Source organism: Ruegeria sp. AB9 (assembly GCF_056542585.1).
On the sequence record NZ_JBQGAA010000005.1, the window covers coordinates 95,289 to 114,378 of the forward strand.

17 protein-coding genes are annotated in these 19,090 nt (G+C 54.3%); 5 read left to right on the top strand and 12 right to left on the bottom strand.

Features of this window, described 5'->3' with window-relative positions:
* Nucleotides 1-91 precede the first annotated feature (91 nt).
* Nucleotides 92-1,801: a tetratricopeptide repeat protein gene (locus ACR0K5_RS13270; RefSeq protein WP_480630125.1), complete on the top strand. Its 1,710-nt coding sequence runs from the start codon at nt 92-94 to the stop codon at nt 1,799-1,801.
* Between the two features lie 33 nt (nt 1,802-1,834).
* Here ACR0K5_RS13270 and ACR0K5_RS13275 read toward each other — a convergent pair whose 3' ends face one another.
* The 4 genes from ACR0K5_RS13275 to ACR0K5_RS13290 form a co-directional block, all read right to left on the bottom strand.
* Nucleotides 1,835-2,614 carry an IclR family transcriptional regulator gene (locus tag ACR0K5_RS13275; protein ID WP_480630126.1) on the bottom strand — a complete coding sequence of 260 codons (780 nt, stop codon included), beginning with the start codon at nt 2,612-2,614 and terminating at the stop codon, nt 1,835-1,837.
* Nucleotides 2,615-2,625: 11 nt separating this feature from the next.
* Entirely contained in the window at nt 2,626-3,984 is a 1,359-nt protein-coding gene (locus ACR0K5_RS13280; RefSeq protein WP_480630127.1) for a TRAP transporter large permease, read from the bottom strand.
* On the bottom strand, nt 3,984-4,649 hold the full coding sequence (locus ACR0K5_RS13285) for a TRAP transporter small permease (RefSeq protein WP_480630128.1): 666 nt from the start codon (nt 4,647-4,649) through the stop codon (nt 3,984-3,986). The genes ACR0K5_RS13280 and ACR0K5_RS13285 overlap by 1 nt, the downstream gene beginning before the upstream one ends.
* A 65-nt stretch (nt 4,650-4,714) precedes the next feature.
* On the bottom strand, nt 4,715-5,953 hold the full coding sequence (locus tag ACR0K5_RS13290; protein ID WP_480630129.1) for a TRAP transporter substrate-binding protein: 1,239 nt from the start codon (nt 5,951-5,953) through the stop codon (nt 4,715-4,717).
* 109 nt (nt 5,954-6,062) lie between these two features.
* Here ACR0K5_RS13290 and ACR0K5_RS13295 point away from each other — a divergent pair, with 109 nt between their 5' ends.
* Entirely contained in the window at nt 6,063-7,658 is a 1,596-nt protein-coding gene (locus tag ACR0K5_RS13295; RefSeq protein WP_480630130.1) for a GMC family oxidoreductase, read from the top strand.
* A gap of 65 nt (nt 7,659-7,723) precedes the next feature.
* On the opposite strand, the gene ACR0K5_RS13300 is transcribed toward ACR0K5_RS13295, so the two are convergent.
* The 6 genes from ACR0K5_RS13300 to ACR0K5_RS13325 all read right to left on the bottom strand — a co-directional run bounded on the left by ACR0K5_RS13300 (nt 7,724) and on the right by ACR0K5_RS13325 (nt 10,979).
* Nucleotides 7,724-7,930, bottom strand: a complete 207-nt coding sequence (locus ACR0K5_RS13300) for a hypothetical protein (protein WP_480630131.1) — start codon at nt 7,928-7,930, stop codon at nt 7,724-7,726.
* 38 nt (nt 7,931-7,968) lie between these two features.
* A complete protein-coding gene (locus ACR0K5_RS13305) occupies nt 7,969-8,280 on the bottom strand; it encodes a non-heme iron oxygenase ferredoxin subunit (protein WP_480630132.1) in 312 nt (103 codons plus the stop codon).
* Nucleotides 8,281-8,323: 43 nt separating this feature from the next.
* Complete coding sequence (locus ACR0K5_RS13310) at nt 8,324-8,593, bottom strand: hypothetical protein (RefSeq protein ID WP_480630133.1); 270 nt, start codon at nt 8,591-8,593, stop codon at nt 8,324-8,326.
* Between the two features lie 132 nt (nt 8,594-8,725).
* Nucleotides 8,726-9,574 carry a 3-methyl-2-oxobutanoate hydroxymethyltransferase gene (locus tag ACR0K5_RS13315; RefSeq protein WP_480630134.1) on the bottom strand — a complete coding sequence of 283 codons (849 nt, stop codon included), beginning with the start codon at nt 9,572-9,574 and terminating at the stop codon, nt 8,726-8,728.
* A 1-nt stretch (nt 9,575) separates the two neighbouring features.
* Nucleotides 9,576-10,604 carry a fatty acid desaturase gene (locus tag ACR0K5_RS13320; RefSeq protein ID WP_480630135.1) on the bottom strand — a complete coding sequence of 343 codons (1,029 nt, stop codon included), beginning with the start codon at nt 10,602-10,604 and terminating at the stop codon, nt 9,576-9,578.
* A 45-nt stretch (nt 10,605-10,649) separates the two neighbouring features.
* On the bottom strand, nt 10,650-10,979 hold the full coding sequence (locus tag ACR0K5_RS13325; RefSeq protein WP_480630136.1) for a class II aldolase/adducin family protein: 330 nt from the start codon (nt 10,977-10,979) through the stop codon (nt 10,650-10,652).
* Nucleotides 10,980-11,078: 99 nt separating this feature from the next.
* On the opposite strand from ACR0K5_RS13325, the gene ACR0K5_RS13330 reads away from it, so the two are divergent.
* The 3 genes from ACR0K5_RS13330 (at nt 11,079) to ACR0K5_RS13340 (ending at nt 14,507) form a co-directional block, all read left to right on the top strand.
* Nucleotides 11,079-11,969 (top strand): LysR family transcriptional regulator, encoded by an 891-nt coding sequence (locus tag ACR0K5_RS13330; protein ID WP_480630137.1) that lies wholly within the window; start codon nt 11,079-11,081, stop codon nt 11,967-11,969.
* Between the two features lie 133 nt (nt 11,970-12,102).
* Nucleotides 12,103-13,374, top strand: a complete 1,272-nt coding sequence (locus tag ACR0K5_RS13335) for a D-arabinono-1,4-lactone oxidase (protein WP_480630138.1) — start codon at nt 12,103-12,105, stop codon at nt 13,372-13,374.
* Nucleotides 13,371-14,507 (top strand): alanine racemase, encoded by a 1,137-nt coding sequence (locus tag ACR0K5_RS13340; RefSeq protein WP_480630139.1) that lies wholly within the window; start codon nt 13,371-13,373, stop codon nt 14,505-14,507. The genes ACR0K5_RS13335 and ACR0K5_RS13340 overlap by 4 nt, the downstream gene beginning before the upstream one ends.
* Before the next feature lie 237 nt (nt 14,508-14,744).
* Here ACR0K5_RS13340 and ACR0K5_RS13345 read toward each other — a convergent pair whose 3' ends face one another.
* Together ACR0K5_RS13345 and ACR0K5_RS13350 are read right to left on the bottom strand one after the other, a co-directional pair.
* Nucleotides 14,745-15,647, bottom strand: coding sequence for a hypothetical protein (locus ACR0K5_RS13345; protein ID WP_480630140.1), 903 nt, complete (start codon nt 15,645-15,647; stop codon nt 14,745-14,747).
* Between the two features lie 180 nt (nt 15,648-15,827).
* Nucleotides 15,828-18,974 carry an adenylate/guanylate cyclase domain-containing protein gene (locus ACR0K5_RS13350; RefSeq protein ID WP_480630141.1) on the bottom strand — a complete coding sequence of 1,049 codons (3,147 nt, stop codon included), beginning with the start codon at nt 18,972-18,974 and terminating at the stop codon, nt 15,828-15,830.
* Between the last annotated feature and the right edge of the window lie 116 nt (nt 18,975-19,090).

Here is a 19,090-nt window from a genome sequence, read left to right on the forward strand (position 1 = left end):
TTGCTACTCACATCCGATCCTATGTAAGTACATAGCTACGACATCTTGTGTGTTTGGTTTAAAACACTTTTTCAGAACTGAGGTTTTTTGGATGGACCTGCCAGAAGATGATGTACGGGCGCAGTTGCACCGCCTTTTGACGCATCCCGACTTCACAGCCACACCCCAGCGACGCGCTTTCTTGTCCTATGTCGTGGACGAGTATTTGGCAGGCCGTGGCGACCAAATAAAAGGCGTGTCAATCGCTATGTCGGTCTTCGACCGGGATGAAACATTCGATCAGCAGGTGGACCCGATTGTACGGCTGGAAGCGCGCCGGCTGCGTCAGGACATAGACAGCTATTATGCTGGGCCTGGCAGATGTGATCCGGTTCGAGTATCCATTCCCAAAGGAGGGTACGCCCCCCGGTTCGAGAGCATCGCCCCCTCAATTGAGGCAACATCCGCACACCCACAGAAACCGCCTGCGTCCACCGACGGCAATCACCGCTTTGTCTGGGCTGGTTTAAGTGTCGCCTGCGTTTTGGCTGTTTGTGCGACGATCTGGATTTCCTTATCCGGCTGGGCCACGCAAAAATCACTGTCAGCGGGCCAATCTTTACCACAGGGTCCGGTGGTCGCGGTGTTGCCCTTTGAAACTCTGGGAGACGGACCGGGCTTTTTCGCTGATGGCATAACACTGCAGCTGACCAACGAGCTGGTGCGCTTTCGGGATATCTGGGTTCTGCCGTTAGGCAGCGTTCAGCGGTTTTCGCAGGGTGGCACGGACTCGCAGGCATTACGCGCAGAATTCAATGCGGACTTCGCGTTGGAAGGCAGTGTCATGGATAAAGGTGACACCATAGTGTTATCCGCCCGTCTCATCGATCTCAAAAGCGAACGATACGTTTGGGTGCATAATTACAACGTCGGCAGCTCGCCCGGAGAGATCTACGCTGGGCAAGACATGGTCATCCGAGATGTGATCGGAAAACTCGCAGGTAAATACGGTGTTCTGACACAAGACGCGATGAAGACGGCCACCCGAATCCCCCCCGTCAATCGTGACGCTTATGACTGCGTGCTGAGTTACTACAGCTATCAGATCACAATTGATCTCGACAGGCACCCGGCAATCAAGACCTGCATTCAAAGAGCTCTGGAACACAGCCCGGATTACGCCGAAGGCTGGGCGGTGTTGTCCAACCTTTATCTTCAGCAGATCCGGTTCGGTTTGGGGGGACATCGTCCCGAAGTGCTAACCGCCGCAGACAACGCTGCGCGCCGGGCCGTCGAAATCGACCCGAACCTGGCTGCGGGACATCTGATGCTGGCCAACATGAGATTTGTTCTTGGCGATTTTCAAGGGTTTCGCCAAGCAGGTCAGGTCGCGATTGATCTGAACCCGAATGACAGCGCCGTTCTTGCGCATTATGGTATGAGACTTGCTTTCAGCGGTGACTGGGACGAAGGGCTGGCCATCGTGGATCGGGCCATCGCGCTGAACCCGGTGCATCCGCACTGGTTTCATTTTCCACGTGTTTTTTACGAATTCGACCGGGGCAACTATCAACAAGCGCTGGTGGTTCTGGATCAGATCGACATGCCAAACTTTTTTTGGACACATCTTTGGGGCACAGTTCTGAACGCAGAACTGGGGCATCAGAAAGAGGCCAAGGAGTCATTCAACAAGTTGCAGTCATTGCGCCCGGATATTGTGTCGCAGACTGACGGTATCCTGTCCATCTGGCAGTTGTCCGACCCGTTCCAGAAGAAACTGAAGGCCAGCCTTTTCAAGGCTGGACTGACAACTCGGTCCTGACGGATTTCGGTCGCAAGTTTTCCGGTGCGCAAATCACTCGGCCAACAGATGCGAGAGTTTTTTGGCACCTCGACGCAAGGTTTCGAGAAAGGATATCAGGCTGCCAACGTCATGCCGTTGCGTCGGGGCATGAACAGAGAGCGTGGCGACAAGTCGGCCCTGCCCGTCCCGTACTGGCACGGCAATCGCCGCCATGCCCGCCATGAATTCTTCGTCATCGGTGGAAAACCCCCTCTCTGCCGTGATCTTTATTTCGCTCAGCAGAGCCTTCGGTTCAGTCAAAGAACGGCTTGTCTGCTTTTTTAGTTTTCCAGCCGACAAGAACCCGTTCAGCGTTTTTGGGCGCAAGGTAGACAAGTACATCTTGCCACTGGCCGTGCAGTGGAACGGCACCTGGGTTCCAATTGGCAATTGAATCCGCAATGGCCATTTGGTTTCCACGCGGTCCAGATAAATCATGCCCTCTCGATCCGGGATGGCCAGATTGCATGTTTCGCCCACTTCGTCGGCAACACTGCGCAGGATGGCAAGACGCGCGGTCCGCAGATGTTCGGCGGACATAGTGTTTACGGACAACAGCCGCAATCGCCTGCCCGGGCCATAAGAGCGTCCGTCAAGATCACGTTGCAGGAAACCTTCGGCCTCTGCCGTTTGCAGCAAACGGTGGATGGTGGGTTTGGCCAAACCCAATGCGTCGATCAGGTCCGATGGTTTGACCGCCACCCCGCGCCGCGCCACCTCTTCAAGGATCAGCAACAGGCGCAGGTTGGTGGGTATCTGGGTTTCTCTGTCTTTTGTATCCGTCTCGGCCATTCCTTAACATTCTAGTTATTTGGCAGAAGGATCAAGGCCAGTTCGGGGACCAGCGACACCAATATCCAGACTGACAGCAGAGCTACTAAGTAAGGCACCGTATAGCGCAGCAACCGGAAGTACGGCACACCGGTCACACCCGAAGCTACATACAGGTTAAGTCCATATGGTGGTGTGATAAACCCGATGGACGCCCCGACAAGGAATATAACCGAGAAATGGATCGGATCGACTCCAACCGAGGCCGCTATCGGCGCCAGGATTGGAGCAAGGATAATCGTGACCGGAAGGCTTTCCAGCACCATGCCAGAGAAGAAGACGATCACCATCGATGTGAACAGAACCGCATGGTACCCGCCCATGGAGGTCACGAAGCTTCCGATTGTTTCCTGCGCGCCAAGAAGCGACAGGATTTGTTGCATCACCACCGAAATGGCGATCAACGGCGCAAGGATACCAGTAATCTGAGCAGACCTGATAACGATTGACGGGATTTCGGGGATTGTGAAACCTTCGACCACGAACATCTCGGCAAAACTTTTCTCGCTTGGCGGTATATCGTTCCGAGCTCCCATGATGCGGTTGATAGGGTAGCTGACCAGCCCCGCGATGACACAAAAGCCCACAGTCACACCCGCGGCCTCTGTCGGGGAGAACTTGCCAGTGTAAATGCCCCAGAGCACAAGTCCGATGGCGAAGAAGCCGAGCCAGGCACCAAAGGCGGTCTTGAGCACTCGGTTCAATTGCAGAGGGATCAGATAGCCCCAGCCATTCATGCGGCAGATGATCCAGCACGCCAGTTGCATCCCGATGACCATCAACGCACCGGGCAGAATGCCAGCCACAAACAGTTCGGAAATCGGTAGATTCATCAGGAACCCATAGACGATGAAGATGATCGACGGAGGAATGATGATGCCGACAGTTCCGCCTGCAGCAGCGGTCGCAGCACTGAACCGTTCGTCATAGCCGCCCTTCACCATCTCGGGGTGCAACATTGACCCGATGGTCGCAGTTGTTGCTGAGTTCGACCCCGAAATCGCCGCGAACAGCCCGCATGCACCCAGCGATGCCATAGCGAGCCCGCCGCGTATCCAGCCCAGACAGGCATAGGCAAAATCGCTGAGCCTTCGCGCGATGCCGGACTTGTTGATCAGGTCCCCGGTCAGGATGAATAGCGGCATGGCCAACAGGGCAAAGCCCTTGTTAAAGACGTTCAGCAGCTCGGCCCCCATATTGTCCAGTGTCAGCCCAAGGACAAACGAACAGCCAATGACCCAGTAGCCGATGACCAGCAGCACCGGCACACCCAGCATGAATAGAAAGGTGACCCCCAGCGAGATCAGCGTAACAAGTGTTCCGTCTGTCATCAGTCTGCCCCGATTACGGCCTGCTTGATCAGCGGCTCGCCTGTTTTCCAGTTGTGCAAGTCATCGGCGAGGTTCTGAAACACGCGCCCGACCATCAAAAAGAACGACAATGGTGCTGCCAGCAGGAACCACCACTGCATGATATTGTCCGTGCCCAGAACGATTTGAAAGTTTGATGCCGAAAGCGCCACCAGTCGCGTGGTGGTCACGATGACAATTACCGCGAAAATGAACCAAAGCACCGCGTCCAGAAACAGGCAGGCCAGCTGCCCGCCGCGGGGCATGGCGGTACGGAATTCACTGAAACTCAGATGGGTGCGCAGACGCACATTATACGAGGCACCAAACCATGCCATCACCATGAACAAAAGCGGAGGGATAGTTGTAGACCAAGGTTCCTGATCATTAAAGACAAACCGGTCGATCACGCCCCAGAAAATGATCAGCGCTATGGCCAAGTAAGAGTACACCATAACCGAGCGTTCAAAATGACGTTCAATGAACGGCACCTTGCGGTAGATCAGCATGACCAACAGACCCCCAAGCGCTGCAACGACCGCGCCGACGATCCACGCAGCATCGGATTCCAAAGCTGATTGAATCTCAAACGAATCTTGGCTGAGAAAAGCGCTGAAAATAGCGCCAATGTCTGCCCATAGTGACATGAACCCCGTCCTCCCAGTCGGTGTTTAATTGAACCGGCCCAAACGGGCCGGTTCTGGCAGCTTAATCAGGCTTCGCCCTTCCACCAACGGCGCGGTTCGACATTTTCCGGCAGAGTATCCGCCGGGATCTCGCGCGCGATATCGTAGATTTCCTGGTAGGTATCGATGCCACCGGCCCATTTGTTCAGCCGTTCACGCCACTGCGCCCACGGCTCGGGGTTGTAGTTCGGGGCGCACATTTCTTCGGCCAGTTTGATCTGGTCATCCGCCAGAAAGGCCGGGCGAACACCATTTTCTGCGAAAATAGTATTCGGCAGTTGCGGATCCGAGAAGCCAACTGTGTTTAACAACGCCGCCTCGTTCGCGCCCTGGATCAGGGCTTGAGTGAAGTAAGACGACTCCATAACAGCGTCCTGCAGATCACCGCCCAGCCCGTCGAAGACCTTGGCAGACATCGAGGTATGTTCGGTACCGCAGAAGAACTTCAGGTTCACGGATTGCGAGACCACAGGTGCCATATTGGCATATGCCACCGCCGAGGCCCAGGTTTCCGCGCCATCGATCAGACCGGTCTTGAGCGCATCCAGCGTTTCTTCCCATGCCACCGGTACGGGGTTCAGATTCAACAGCTGCATTGCGATCCGACCCAGCTGCGTGCCCGTCACGCGGTTCTTGGTGCCGAACAACTCTTCCAGCTTGGTCACGGTTGGCTTGTCAGCAAACGTCGAACCCATTTGCAACCCGCGCAGTTCGCAGTGCGTGAACAGGAACTTCAGCCCGTGCCGTTTTTCCAGCGGCTCACGCAGGATACGCTGGCTCGCTGGGCTGTAGAAGAAGTGATACTGCGCAGCGCGGCTCGGGAACATGTAGGCATAGTCCAGAACGTTCAAATAGGGCGCGCCACCGGCCGAATTCTGGGTTGAGGCCGCATAGATATCGACGATTCCCTGCTGCGTTTTCTCAACACAGCTAAGTTGGCCACAAATCTGGTTGTCGCCAATGAATTCGATCCGAATCTCGCCATCCGTACGCTCTTCCAGGTCACGGGCAAATTCGATGGCACCGGCGCGTTCAATCAGAAGGTTGCGGGTGTTGAAGCCCGAAGCACCGAATTTCAACGTATGCTTCGGTTCTTTTGAGAAGCGTTTTTCATATGTCGATTCCGCCGCTTGCGCCAGATTGGCCAGGCTCATCGCCCCCCCGAATCCTCCTGCTGCAAGAAGGGTCGAGCTCATGCCGTAACGACCTGCCACCCGGAAAAAATCCCGCCGCGAAATACCACTCAGTTTCCGACCAATCTCCATTGCTTACCTCCCTGTTCGCAATTATTGAGACGTTTTGTATCAAAAAATGCTAGTATATTTCTTGCATCTTGCATAGAGTTTTTTTCAACAACGTTGGAAGGAGGCAGACATGGAAGTGGATTATGCGGTTGTTGGCGCGGGGTCTTCGGGCTGTGTCATTGCCAATCGGCTGAGCGCCGACCCCAACACGACCGTCGCTTTGGTGGAGGCAGGTGGCCGCGATACCAACCCATGGATTCACATCCCCGTTGGCTATTTCAAAACCATGCATAACCCTTCGGTGGACTGGTGTTATCGGACCGAACCTGATCCAGGCCTAAACGGGCGCTCGATAGATTGGCCGCGCGGTAAAGTGCTGGGTGGTTCATCCTCACTGAACGGGTTGCTGTATGTGCGCGGCCAAAAGGAAGATTATGACCGCTGGCGCCAAATGGGGAATATCGGTTGGGGCTGGGAAGATGTCCTTCCCCTGTTCAAACGCAGCGAAGATCAGGAACGCGGCGAGGACCCATATCACGGAGTCGGCGGACCGCTATCGGTGTCGAACATGCGCATTCAGCGCCCGATCTGCGATGCGTGGGTCGCGGCTGCACAAGCCGCCGGATACCCGTTCAATCCGGATTATAACGGCGCAAATCAGGAAGGCGTCGGGTACTTTCAGCTGACCACCCGCAACGGTCGCAGATGTAGCGCAGCCGTGGCCTATCTGAAACCGATTCGAAACAGGCAAAACCTGAATATCATCACGAACGCACTGGTGACGCGCATAACGTTGGAGGGCAAACAGGCGACCGGACTTGTGTATCGGGATCGCGCAGGCAACGAGAAAACCCTGAAAGTACGGCGCGAAATCATCTTGTCTGGCGGCGCAATAAACTCTCCTCAGATCTTGATGCTGTCCGGTATCGGCGACCCTGATCACCTGAAGAAAAACGGAATCGAACCGGTACATTCCTTACCCAAGGTTGGCAAAAGACTGCAGGACCATCTGCAAGCCCGCCTTGTTTTCAAGTGCAATGAGCCCACGTTGAATGACGAAGTACGCAGCCTGTTCAATCAGGCCCGCATTGCCCTCAAATACGCTTTGTTCCGCGCAGGCCCGATGACTATGGCCGCTAGCCTTGCAACTGGATTCATGAAAACACGCCCCAACGTTGAAACGCCCGACATTCAGTTTCACGTACAACCGTGGTCCGCCGACAGCCCCGGCGAAGGCGTACACCCGTTTTCCGCCTTCACCATGTCAGTATGCCAGTTGCGGCCGGAAAGCAGGGGCGAACTGCATCTGAACGGGCCGGACCCGTCCGAGCATGTAAAGATCATTCCAAACTACCTGTCGACTGAGACGGATTGCGGAACCATCGTCGACGGCGTGAATATTGCGCGCAAAATCGCCCAACACGATCCGCTGGCATCGAAGATATCTGAAGAGTTCCGCCCGACATCCCAACTCTCCAGCGACGATTACGTCGGCACCCTTGATTGGGTCAGGTCGAATTCTGTTTCGATCTACCATCCGACTGGGACGTGCGCGATGGGAACGAATGAAACCGCAGTTGTCGATCCTGCACTAAAGGTTCACGGCATCGGAAATCTACGGGTCGCCGATTGTTCGATCATGCCCGAAATTGTCAGCGGTAACACAAACGCCCCCGCAATCATGATCGGAGAAAAGGCGAGTGATTTGCTTACCTCTGCAACATAGCTCTGCAAATTGGAGTTCTTCGCGGGCCGCATATCGTGGCCAGTCAAAGGACGATCAGGTCGCGCTCATTCAAATGGTATTGCTGTCTGCACCGCAACGGTGTGCATCTTAGATAGCTCTGTATAGGCGCCGACGGTGATTTCCGTGATATCTGAGCTGAATTCACTGTGCATGTCATTGTTTGAACCACATTTATCCAGCCGCTTCAGAATATCCGTTTTGTTCTTGTGCGGGTTTCGATCCTCGTCAGTTCGCGGAACTTCTTCCGGCATTTAGAACCAAACGATGCGTTCGCGGCGGGTCAGCTATGTCAGCCCAATTGCACGAATATCTGACCGTCTTCGATCTTGACCGGATACGTTTTCAGATCTTCGGTGCAAGGTGCCGACAGAGCCTTGCCGGTGCAGATGTCGAAGCGCCCTCCGTGCAGCGGGCATTCGATCACGCAATCGATGACCAGACCATCCTCCAGATGTTGCTCTTCATGGGTGCAATGCCCGTCTGTGGCAAAAAATCCTTTTTCAGTGTTGTAAAGCGCATATGTCTGTCCGCCGTAATCCCAACGGATCAGGTCTTCTTCGTCGATGTCATCCGTGGTGCACGCCTGTATCCAGTTGCTCATGTGTCTAGACCTCTGTTGTCATCAGTTCTTTTTCAAAGGGAAGTCACGACAGGATGCTTGACCCGTCTTCCGTGACCGTCGCCATGTTTTCGGATTTGATACCCTCGACGCCGCCAATTTGACGCTCGATGCAAATCACCATTTCTGGTTCCAGTTGTCCGCCGTTTAGTTCCGGGTGAAAGGTGGAAAGCTGGATTATCGGCGCGGATCTCGCATGAAAACGCCTTTTTCTGCCACAGGTCAGCCCGCCTAACCGGGGCCTGCAGCCGGCGGTCAGGCCGTTTATCCCCGCAATTGAAAACAACGAATGCATAACGGGTCCACGGCAGCTCAACCAGTATGATTGCATCAATGGCCTGCGTCAGCGGTGTAATCCATGCGGCCTGTTCAAGCGTCAGCGATTGGTGCTTGGCAACAAAAGCCTGTTGATGGGCAGCGGCAGCGTTCATTGATGTGCGGGTGTCCACTTATCGAGAGCTTCGAGAAACTTTTCCTTCTCACCCATATGCATTTGAATATTGGTCTGCGGATAGGGGAATCTGCCTGCTGTTACCTCGCGATGGTACGCACCCAAGGCTGCAACGCGTTCATCGTGGATCTGCTTGTGCAACCGACCGACTTGACCAAAGGCATAAGCGTGTTTCGGCGGCTTTTCTTCTTCACTGGCTTCACCGCAGATATCGGCCAGAAAAGAGAATATCGCATCCCCTGCCATGCCCGACCCCAGCGAGAATGTGACGACCGAGGTTTTGTCGTTCACTGCCTCAAGTACCTCTTCGGCAATGCATTCTGCCTCGACCGCAAAGACGCCGGCATCTTCCATCCGCTTGAGCGTCATCCAGATCTCCATCGCTTCATCCGCTTTGCGACCAAAGGCACGAAGGCCGCCGCAGTGATGGCTGAAGGTTGGGATCAGTCCGATATGGCTTTGTACCGGAATGCCCTCGCGCGCCATACGTTCCATCACGTCAAAGGACCGCAAGGTGTAATACATGTCTGCCCCGCGCCGCATCGCGTCAAAGGCATCGGCAACAATCTCGTCATCTGACCCGAATTGCGCCCAGGTCGAGCCGACTCCAGTGAAGTGCGTCGGGGCGAGTGCCCGGACATCTTTTATCTGATTGGACCCGACGACGAACAAGTCGATCCCGGCTTCGACGCAGGCGCGGATCTGGTCGTTGTCGGCTGGGTTGGCCATCGACAATTTCTTGCCCGAGCCCTTGAGCGCCTTGAGATCGGCAACCGTGTAGTTGCGCACCGCCGGATTGCGGCTGAAATCATAAATGCGTTTCATATTACATTGTCCTTTCAGCAATTCTCTCAACAGGTCCGCCGCTGGTAATCATGTGGGGCGCCTGCCGGATCGAGGACGCTTTGGTCGAAAATCCCAAAGTGCGGCGCAACGTGATGACAAGAACTTCCCAGTTGGTGCGCAGAAAACCGGGATCAGGATCGGGCACCTGATCCCGCACCGCTTTGGCAAGATCGGGCAAGGCGTGAAACGGCACCTGCGGATAGAGGTGGTGTTCGACATGGTTATTCATATTCATGTAGAGAAAATTCGCCAACCAATGCCCACGAAACGAACGGGTGCTCTCCAGAATCGATGGAGAATTTTCTTGTAACTCGACATGCTGGATCAGTGTGAACAAGAGCATCACGGGCGCACCAAGAACACGCGGAACCACGATGAACCACAATGGCCACCACACGCCCAAAAAGGGCGCAATCGCGATAAGCGCGTAAATCGCAAGCATGATCCGAGCGTTGCGGGTCATTTTCGCGAACTCGTTTTCGGGTGTCACCATCTTCATGGTCTCGGTGTAGTGACCAACGGCCAGATGCCAGAACACCTGCATGTGAAAGCGCAGCAACCCAAAACCGGTGACCTCGGTCAGCCAACCACCAAAACCCATCGGCGTGTCAAAGGGCATCTGGCTGTCCTTGCCGACATGCCAGGTGTGCGTGTGGTGATTGGTGTGGGTGTAACGCCGGTGCAGAGGCTCTTCCATATACAACAGGGAAGTCACCCAGAGAACGGCTTCGTTCAGCCAACGGGTGCGAAATGCCGTGCCATGCGCCGCTTCATGGCTGAAGGAATAGGCGGGCACCGTCAGCACCACGCCATGGACGAACATCGCGGGCCACATCCAGATTGTACCCAGGTTCAGCCAGACCAGAGCGCTGGTCAGGCCAAGGGTCACCGCCCATTTGGCCAGGTAGATCACGCCCGGGCGATCAGATCGGGAGGCAATGGATTTCAGCGTTTTCTTGTCCAGCTTGACACCGGAAGAAGCAGCGTTCGTGGGGACGTAGTCTGGCATGATTTCAGCTCGCATAGTCGTTGTTGTCGTGGTCAAGAAGGGCCTTCAACTCGGTCGAATGGCGTTGGGTCTGATCTGGATGGCCCCCAGTTCCCGTGCGGTTTTCTTTGCGATCTCGTCCAACAGAACGCCCAATGGACCAATGCATTGCAGCGCGTTTGAATGTGTAGAGGCGGTTAAGAGTGTCGGCGGCAAGTTGCCGTCAGTCAGACGAGTCAGAACTAGGGAATGGGTCGAATGCAAATTCATCAGGCATCTGTGATGCGGGCAACGGCGCCGGATCGAACCATGCAGGTCCCATGCGGTGGGGCCCGGTGCTCGGGAATCCTCAAGCGTGTCAGGGTGTCGGAATGCAGTGTTTGCAGCATTTGTCATCTCCTCCTGAGTTCAATGAGAGATGACCTAGGATCAGCTTCGATGACAAATGATGAATCTTTGGCTAAGCTATTAGAAAAATTAATGGAGCAGTTGTAAATGATCGATTTCTCGTCGGGCTTACCCCCGCTGACATGGCTGCGTGCTTTTGAATCCAGCGCCCGCCACCTGAATTTCACCCGAGCAGCAAATGAACTTAGTCTGACGCAATCGGCGGTCAGCCAACACGTTCGAAATCTCGAAGCATTTTTGGGCAGGGATTTGTTTATTCGCAAAGCCAGGGTGTTAGAGTTGACCGAGGATGGCGCAAACTACTTGCCCAGCATACGAGAGGCCTTTGCCCTCATCGCCAGCGGCACGCGCGCGTTCACTGGATCGTCTGGCGGTGAGATCGTCAGATTGCAATGTAATATGGCCTTCTCTGTCTTTTGGCTCACACCTCGCCTGCATCGGCTCTATGCACAACATCCCTGGCTGGTTCTCGATATTGTTACTCCGATCTGGGATCCTGAAAGACATGCCTCTCAGGCTGCGATGGAAATCCGGTTTGGACGGCCCGACGAAATGCCCGAGACGGCGGAACGACTGACCCAAGACAGTTTTTTTCCTGTATGCGCACCAGAATATCAAAACGGCGACGTGGATCTGAAGACTGCGGTCCTGTTCGACTGCGCGGGCACCACCGGTACGTGGGACGCATGGTGTCAGGCAAGCGGAGGGGAATTTACCCGGTCAGGGCAAGTCAACCTGACGTCGACATACGTTATTTCGGTTAATGCTGCGCTGAACAATGCCGGGATAACCATGGCCCACGATACACTTGTGTCCGGCCTGATAGAAAAAGGGCAACTGGTCCGGCCTTTCAACACCGCAGCGCAACTGGTCGAAGGCTATTACCTTTTCCCACCTTCGCCTCACGCATTGACGCCCGCCCGCGAAGTCTTTTTGAGTTGGCTGAGGGACGAAACCTACAGAGAGGGCGACGTCTGACCTTCCGAGAATGTTAGCTGAGTCGATTACCCGGGCACGCTTTCCGTAGCGTATCTTTTGACTTGGCCAGCTCGATCCCGAAACTGTTTGAACAATGTGTGCCACTCTTTTCAGAGTCACAGGGAGGAATAGCATGAAACAATGGTCGAACTGGTCCGGAAGCGCCATCGCCCAACCGGCATGCCATGTTGGCGTCAAGACCGAGGATGAATTGAGCGCCCTGTTAAAGGGATCAACCGGCACGCTCCGCGCGGTCGGGGCGGGTCATTCGTTCTCGCCGATCGCTGCAGTTGAGGGCGGTACGCTGGTATCGCTGGACGGGTTCGATCATGTTGAACCAGCCGGATCCGGGCATGCCCGGCTTGGCGGCGGCGGACGGCTTGGAGAGATTTCTTCGAAATTGCACACTCTGGGACAGGCGTTCTTCAACATGGGCGATATCAATGACCAGACGCTTGGGGGCGCTCTGGCCACGGCCACCCATGGAACGGGCCTGAGTTTCGGATGTTATTCTTCAATGCTGTCCGGGCTGACCCTGATCGACGGGCGCGGCGAAAAGCGGGTTCTGTCGCGTGACGGCGAAACGGATCTGTTTCGTGCCATGGCCGTTGGAATCGGCACAGGCGGTATCGTGACCGAGGCGGTGATGAATACTACGACCCCCTACCGTCTTGACCGAAAACGCTATGCAATTTCGCTGAACGACATGCTTGACGATGTCAGTGCCCGCATGAATGCCAGCCGGAACGTCGAGTTCTATTATATTACGGGGTCGGGACAGGCGCTGGTAATGGAAAGCGCAGCCAGCAAAGAAGCCCCCATCGCCAGACCGCCGGATCGCGATCAGGAGGGGCTTGCGCAACTCCGTCTTGCCGGGAAGTTTTTGGGGTGGTCTCCGGCGATCCGCCGTGCGGTGCTGGGGCGGGTGATCAAATCGCATACTCGCGAGCATTTCATCGAGGATTGGCACCTAGCGTTCCCAACCGACCGCGACGGAATTCGATTTAACGAAACGGAATATCATTTGCCTTTGGAGTATGGGCCAACGGCGTTACGCGAAGTTGTGGATCTGATCGAAAAGAGCTTTCCGCATGTGTACTTTCCAATGGAAGTACGAACCGTCGGTGCCGACGATTTGTGTCTCAGTCCGTTTTATCGACGCGATACCATGTCGATTGCCGTCCACCACGAAGCGGGACAGCCATTTGACACATTGCTAAAGGCGGTCGAAACGGTCTTTCACAGGTACGAAGGCCGCCCACACTGGGGTAAAATGCATTCGCTTACCGCAGCGCGGTTGCGTTTCTTGTACCCCGAATGGGATTTGGCGATTGAAACGCGGCGGGAATTGGACCCGGAAAACCGGTTTGTGACCCCGTACATGGCTCAGTTGCTGGGGCTATGAGCGGCTATTATGAAACACTGATCGAGGCAGTCAAAGCTGCGGGGTTGCACCGTCCGGTTCTTGTGTTGGACCAGACACGGCTGAACGCCAATCTGGAACACCTGAAAACAGCTTTACCGCCGTCGTGCTCAGTACGGCTTGCTGATAAATCTCTACCAGTGCCGGACCTTCTTGAATGTGGATTACGAGCGTTGGGCACCAACCAGATCATGTCGTTTCACCTGCCCTTGACAGCGCACGTTTTGGCGCAGTTTCCCACGGCTGAGGCTCTTATGGGCAAACCGATGCCAGTGGCGGCGGCCGCTCAATTTCTGAAAACCTGCCCCGATGCCGGCCGCGTGACCTGGTTGATCGATAGCGCGCGTACGTTGGCTTCTTATCGCGCAATGGCCACCGAGGCAGGTGTTTCGCTAAAAATCGCTTTCGAGGTCAATATAGGGCTTGGACGCGGTGGGTTTGAAACGCCTGAGGAACTGACAACATGCCTGGCTGACGACGGCTGTGCACCTTTGGTCCTCTGTGGCCTGATGGGATATGAGGCACATGTGAATGCCCTGCCCGGTTTTCTGGGTGGTGGCGCGCCAGCGCAAGCCCGCGCGATGGCGCGGCTGAAAGAGTTTGCCGAATGTCTTGAGCCGGAACAACGGCAGATCATCAATACCGGAGGCAGTTCCACGGTTCTGGGAATACCGGCGGACGGGCCAGCAAACGACGTGACGCTTGGATCGGTTCTCGTAAAACCCTCCGACTTCGATCAGAATCTGAACGCGGCGATTCAACCCGCGTTTTTTATAGTAACACCGGTTTTGAAGACATGCGCCCACGGTTTGCCCGGCCACCCGCAACTGTCCGGCCTACTGCGCCGGGTACGTTTGATCCGGAAGCGTATTGCGTTCACATATGGTGGTAAGTGGATGGCAACGCCGGTTTTTCCGAACGGGCTGAGCAAAAGCCCGTTTTATAACGCCTCCTCCAATCAGCACGGACTCTGTCCTCCCAATGGTGCTGACGTCCCCACCCACTTCGTGTTTCGCCCAACCCAGTCAGAAGCGGTTTTGCAACAGTTCGATGCTGCGCATGTGTTTGATGGAAAAAGGATCGCGCGCCAGATGCCTCCCTTTCCAATATGTTAGGTCAGGCGGATAAACGTTGTTTCAAAATATAATTCGAGAACACTCGAGTGAATAAAAACTCGGCATCCATGTAAGCGCGTGGATCAGCGGCGCAGGGGAGTACCTGCGAGCCCTGCTGGACATAAGACCTTGTTGTCGAGGCCCCAAAGGGACTACGCGTGGCGAGAATTTTTCAATCATCTCGCCACGTTCCTGCCTAGAACAGGCCATTCACAGCGCTTGATCCGCTGTAACGCATCACTTAGTCGCGCTCACGTCTCCGGGAACGCAACCGCGCGCGCAGAACCTCATGTCGCTGGGCGCGACCGACCAGATATCAACATCATTTGGAGGCTTATTCTTGAAATCGATATCAAGGCAACTTGCTGCCTTCGGCGTGTAGTACTTGTTTCTGGGGTCAACATTTCCGAACTGGTCGAACCCTGAGATCAGCCTCATGTCATTTTCCCATCTCTTGCCGTGCAGAGTGAGATTGGAATAGTAGGCCATCAATTTGATCGACTTGCCCTGGGCAAACATCTTGTAGGTCATCTGGACACCACCAATTGTCTTGTCGATCACACCCTGTTCCAGACCCGATCCGATAGAGATAACCCAGCGACGCTTCAAGGGGATGGATATGATGTTCCCGTCTTCACCGCATGTAAGCGTTTTCCACGAGTAAATGTTCAGAATGGCATTGGTTCGAATCGGGTTGGTGTGAATGCGTAAAACACTTTCTTTCGGCGTGATTATCGCATTTTTTACCGGCGCACCGTTGACGACACAGTTCTTCTGCATCACCGCAAGCTCTGTCAGAACCATGTCAGAAAAGGACGCGGCAAAACCACCTTCCAGCGATTGCTCGATCAGTTCAGGCATTCCGGGAGCTTCCAGAACTCTGGTGGAATCCCCGTACTCGTTGAAAAGCTCGGCCGGGTCCAGTTTCACGAGGTCCGGTGACTCGGAAAGCAACAAGTTTCCTGGATAGGTTTTTCCTTCGATCTCTGGAACTGGGTGATAGTGAAAACTGAATATCTTGCCATCTTCGTCGCTGCTTCCGCCTTGAGACACAATTTCCTGTGCTAGTAGTTGGCTGTGAAGTGAAAGCGCCATCACAGCGCTAAAAATCGAGACGCCTAAAGCCTTCTTTCTGAACATGATTTTCCCCAGGATTTTGATATAAAATTCGAAACAATGACGCCCACATTATCCATTTTCGCCTTTTTTGCAAACATTGAGCGGGGTAACACCCGTATCTGTGGCAAGCAGGTGTTTTTACCACAAGTACAATCAAGACACTTTGTTATTGAGAAAACCCATGAAGATAGAGCTCGCAATTCAACTCATTCTGCCTTCTGCCTGAGCGGAACTTAAAGCCGCTTCGACCTGATCCGTGAATGGCAATTGATAACGCACGCTCCAGGATTTCTCGCCTGATCTGACATGTTTGATGACCTTCATGCCTTCGGATATTTCACCTGCCATTAAGTGAGCGTCGGCAAGCAAAGTCTGAGCGTAAAGCACAATTTGGGTCGACCCTGTTTTGAGGTAATCCTCTATACCCGCACTGATCTCTGCGATGCCATCGGCGTAACGGCCATTCGATGCTCGCGCCCATCCACGCAAGATACTGCCCCAGGCATCCCAATAGCGGAATTCTCTTTCCTTGCTAATCTCAATTGCACTGTCGACAAGGTCCAACAAAGCTTCTGTGTCACCCAGTATCTGATAGGCAGTGGCCAGAATATTGAGCCCATAGCACCGAGTGAAATCGTGGGGCTCACTTTTGATACGGGCAGCCAGTTCCGTTATTTCTGACCGGAACTCATCACTTTCCCCGGCTTGCAACGCCTTGGCCCAGCATCTCATTGCGCGATCGACGAGGTATATGTCGGCCTCGTGATAATTCAGCAAATCGTCTGGCGTGGCTTTCTCTCGCAGTGCTACCGCGCGATCAAATGCTGCAATTGCTTCCTCCAGATTGCCGAGCATGAAGTTGCTCATACCGATATTATGCGCCGCTAGGGCTTCCATCGTCGGGTTGCAGACCCGTTGGGCAACCTCTTCCAGATAATCGCAAAGAGCCAAAGCACCTAAAGGGTCGCCCAGCGTCAGCTGTGCGCCAAACTGCACGTGTACCGCAAGAAAGGCATCTGAAGAACTGGCGGCCGAACGGTCGAGCAGATGGCGAAACCGGTCCAGGTTTTCCAAAACTTCTTTCGATCCAAAAGCCCGGGTACTTAGAGCAACATTCAACATCTTGCGCAAAGAAATCTCGACCTGATCGCGTTCGGAGCTAGGTTCGATTCTTCCGTTCTCGAACAGGGCTTCTTTGAGGTGGTGTATTGTCTCTTTGTTCGCAAAACGATCACTCGAGATAAGTGCAGCCTGTCGCCAGGCGTCTCGGGCCTCTTCAGGCATGTCTGCCCGGGCGTAGTGCTGTGCCAACAACTCGGGGTTTTGCCTGACCAGATCGCTGAAAGACGCTGCCATCACATCTGCAATGCGACTGTGCACTGCTCGTGTACGGCTTGGCAACATCAAGTCATAGGCGGCATCCCGTATTAATGCGTGACGAAACGAATAGGTCCCCTCAGAACTTAGGCCACGCCGTACCAGTATCTGCGCCTCGACCAACTCGTCCAACATGCCGATGGTGGCTTCCGTCGATTGATTGCTCACTGCGCTGACCATCGAAGGCAAGATGTTGCGGTCTATTGCGGCGCAGATCGGAACAATCTCGCGGGCTGAATTTAGCTTGTCGATCATAGCCCAGAACAGTTCCTTGAGAGTGGACGGCAGAGCCAGTTCGTTCTGATAAACCGTATGGCCACCTGGGTCGGTGAAACGGTTCTCGATCATCCGCGCCATTTCCTCGGTAAACAGCGGCACACCATCTGTTTTGGTCGCGATCTGGTCCTTTATCTCCTGTGTGACTTCTTCGGACTGCAGCAACTCGTCCAGCATTTGATGCACGTGATCCCGGTCTAGCCGTGAAATCTCCAGCGAAGCCACACCGCTTTTGCCTGTCCAGGGCGGGCGATAGGTCGGTCGAAACGTGCATATGATCAGAACTGACATTGATCTGAGCCGTTCAATCAGCAGTTCGATTACTTCTTCTGTCGAAGGATCAACCCAATGCAGATCCTCAAACAGTAACAGAACCGGGCGATGCCGAGCCAGGGCCGCCACGGATTGCACCAGGGCTTCCTGGAACTGCGCCTTCAGACGGTCGGATGGCAGCTTGGGCAATTCTTCCTCAGCAGCCATCGGAAGTGACATGGCATTTGCAAAGAACGGAAGATTTTTTTCCGTAACCTCCGACCACTCAGAGAGCAATCGCCTCAGCTTATTGAGTTTCTGATTAACGCTGTCAGACCGGCGGAAATCGGCCATGTGGCTAATACAGCTTACTACGGGGAAATGTGCGCTACGTTCATGGTTTGGAGAACACTGAAAGCTTAGACGCAGACAACGACGTGCCTCGAAACCATGTGTCGCTGTTTCAACAAGGCGTGATTTTCCGATTCCGGCCTCGCCAGACACCATCACGGCTTGCCCGTTGCCACGTCTCGCAGCGCGCCAGTATTTCTTGATGGTCTCTATTTCATCAACTCGGTTGACGAAAGGTGAGCCCGCAATTCCGGAACGGGCCTGAAAACGTAGCATTGGCTCTTCGGAACTCAGGACCCTCCATATGCCGACGGGGTTTTCAAAGCCCTTAAGTTCCTGTCTACCTTTCCACTCGCACTGGAAATTACTGCCAATCAGCAGTTTGGTATATTCGCTGATAGCAACGGTTCCGGGGTCTGCCAACTCTTGAACCCGCGCCGCCATGTTGGGCACTTCGCCAAACACTAATCCGCCTAATGTCGAGTGTCCGTCAACAACGGCTTCGCCGGAAGAAACCCCAACGCGGACCCCTATGGTCTGCCCATCTCCGTGCCTGATCTTTTCAATCGACTCACAGATCTCCAGACCTGCAGCAACAGCTCGTTCAGCGTCATTCTCTTCGACTGCGGGGTACCCGAAATAGGCGACAACGCCATCTCCGATGAACTGAGCGATGTGGCCCTGATGCCGACGAATTACCTCAAAACACAAAGCCTGATAATCGTGAAGAACTGCGCGGTATTCTTCCAGATCAAGCTGGTTCGACAACCGTGTCGAACCGACCAGATCAATAAAGATAAGCGTCAGATAACGACGCTCGGGAACATGATCCGAAACCCCAGACCGTATCGCCCGGAGAACGTCTGGCTTTGCCGATCTCTCGAGTTCATTACCCGCGTTTGCGTACTGATGAGCATGCAAGTCCTCAATCGCAAGCATCATGCGTTTGCGATCCCCTAGATTCAGACCAAGCTCGATCAGATCGTTTTCAGTTAGGGTGGCAACTATATCCAGATCAATCGAGTTCGCGGCAAACGCATCGTAGTACTTTTCAAGCGATATGCTTTCTAACCACGTTTTGATGCCAGCCATCTTGTTTCCCCGGTCGAAATTACTTCAAAAAATACTTCTTTCTATTCTATTGGCGTCGGGCCGAAGGGCTCGCTTTTAGTTTAAGTCAAATACACTTCCGTTCATGTATCGATTTG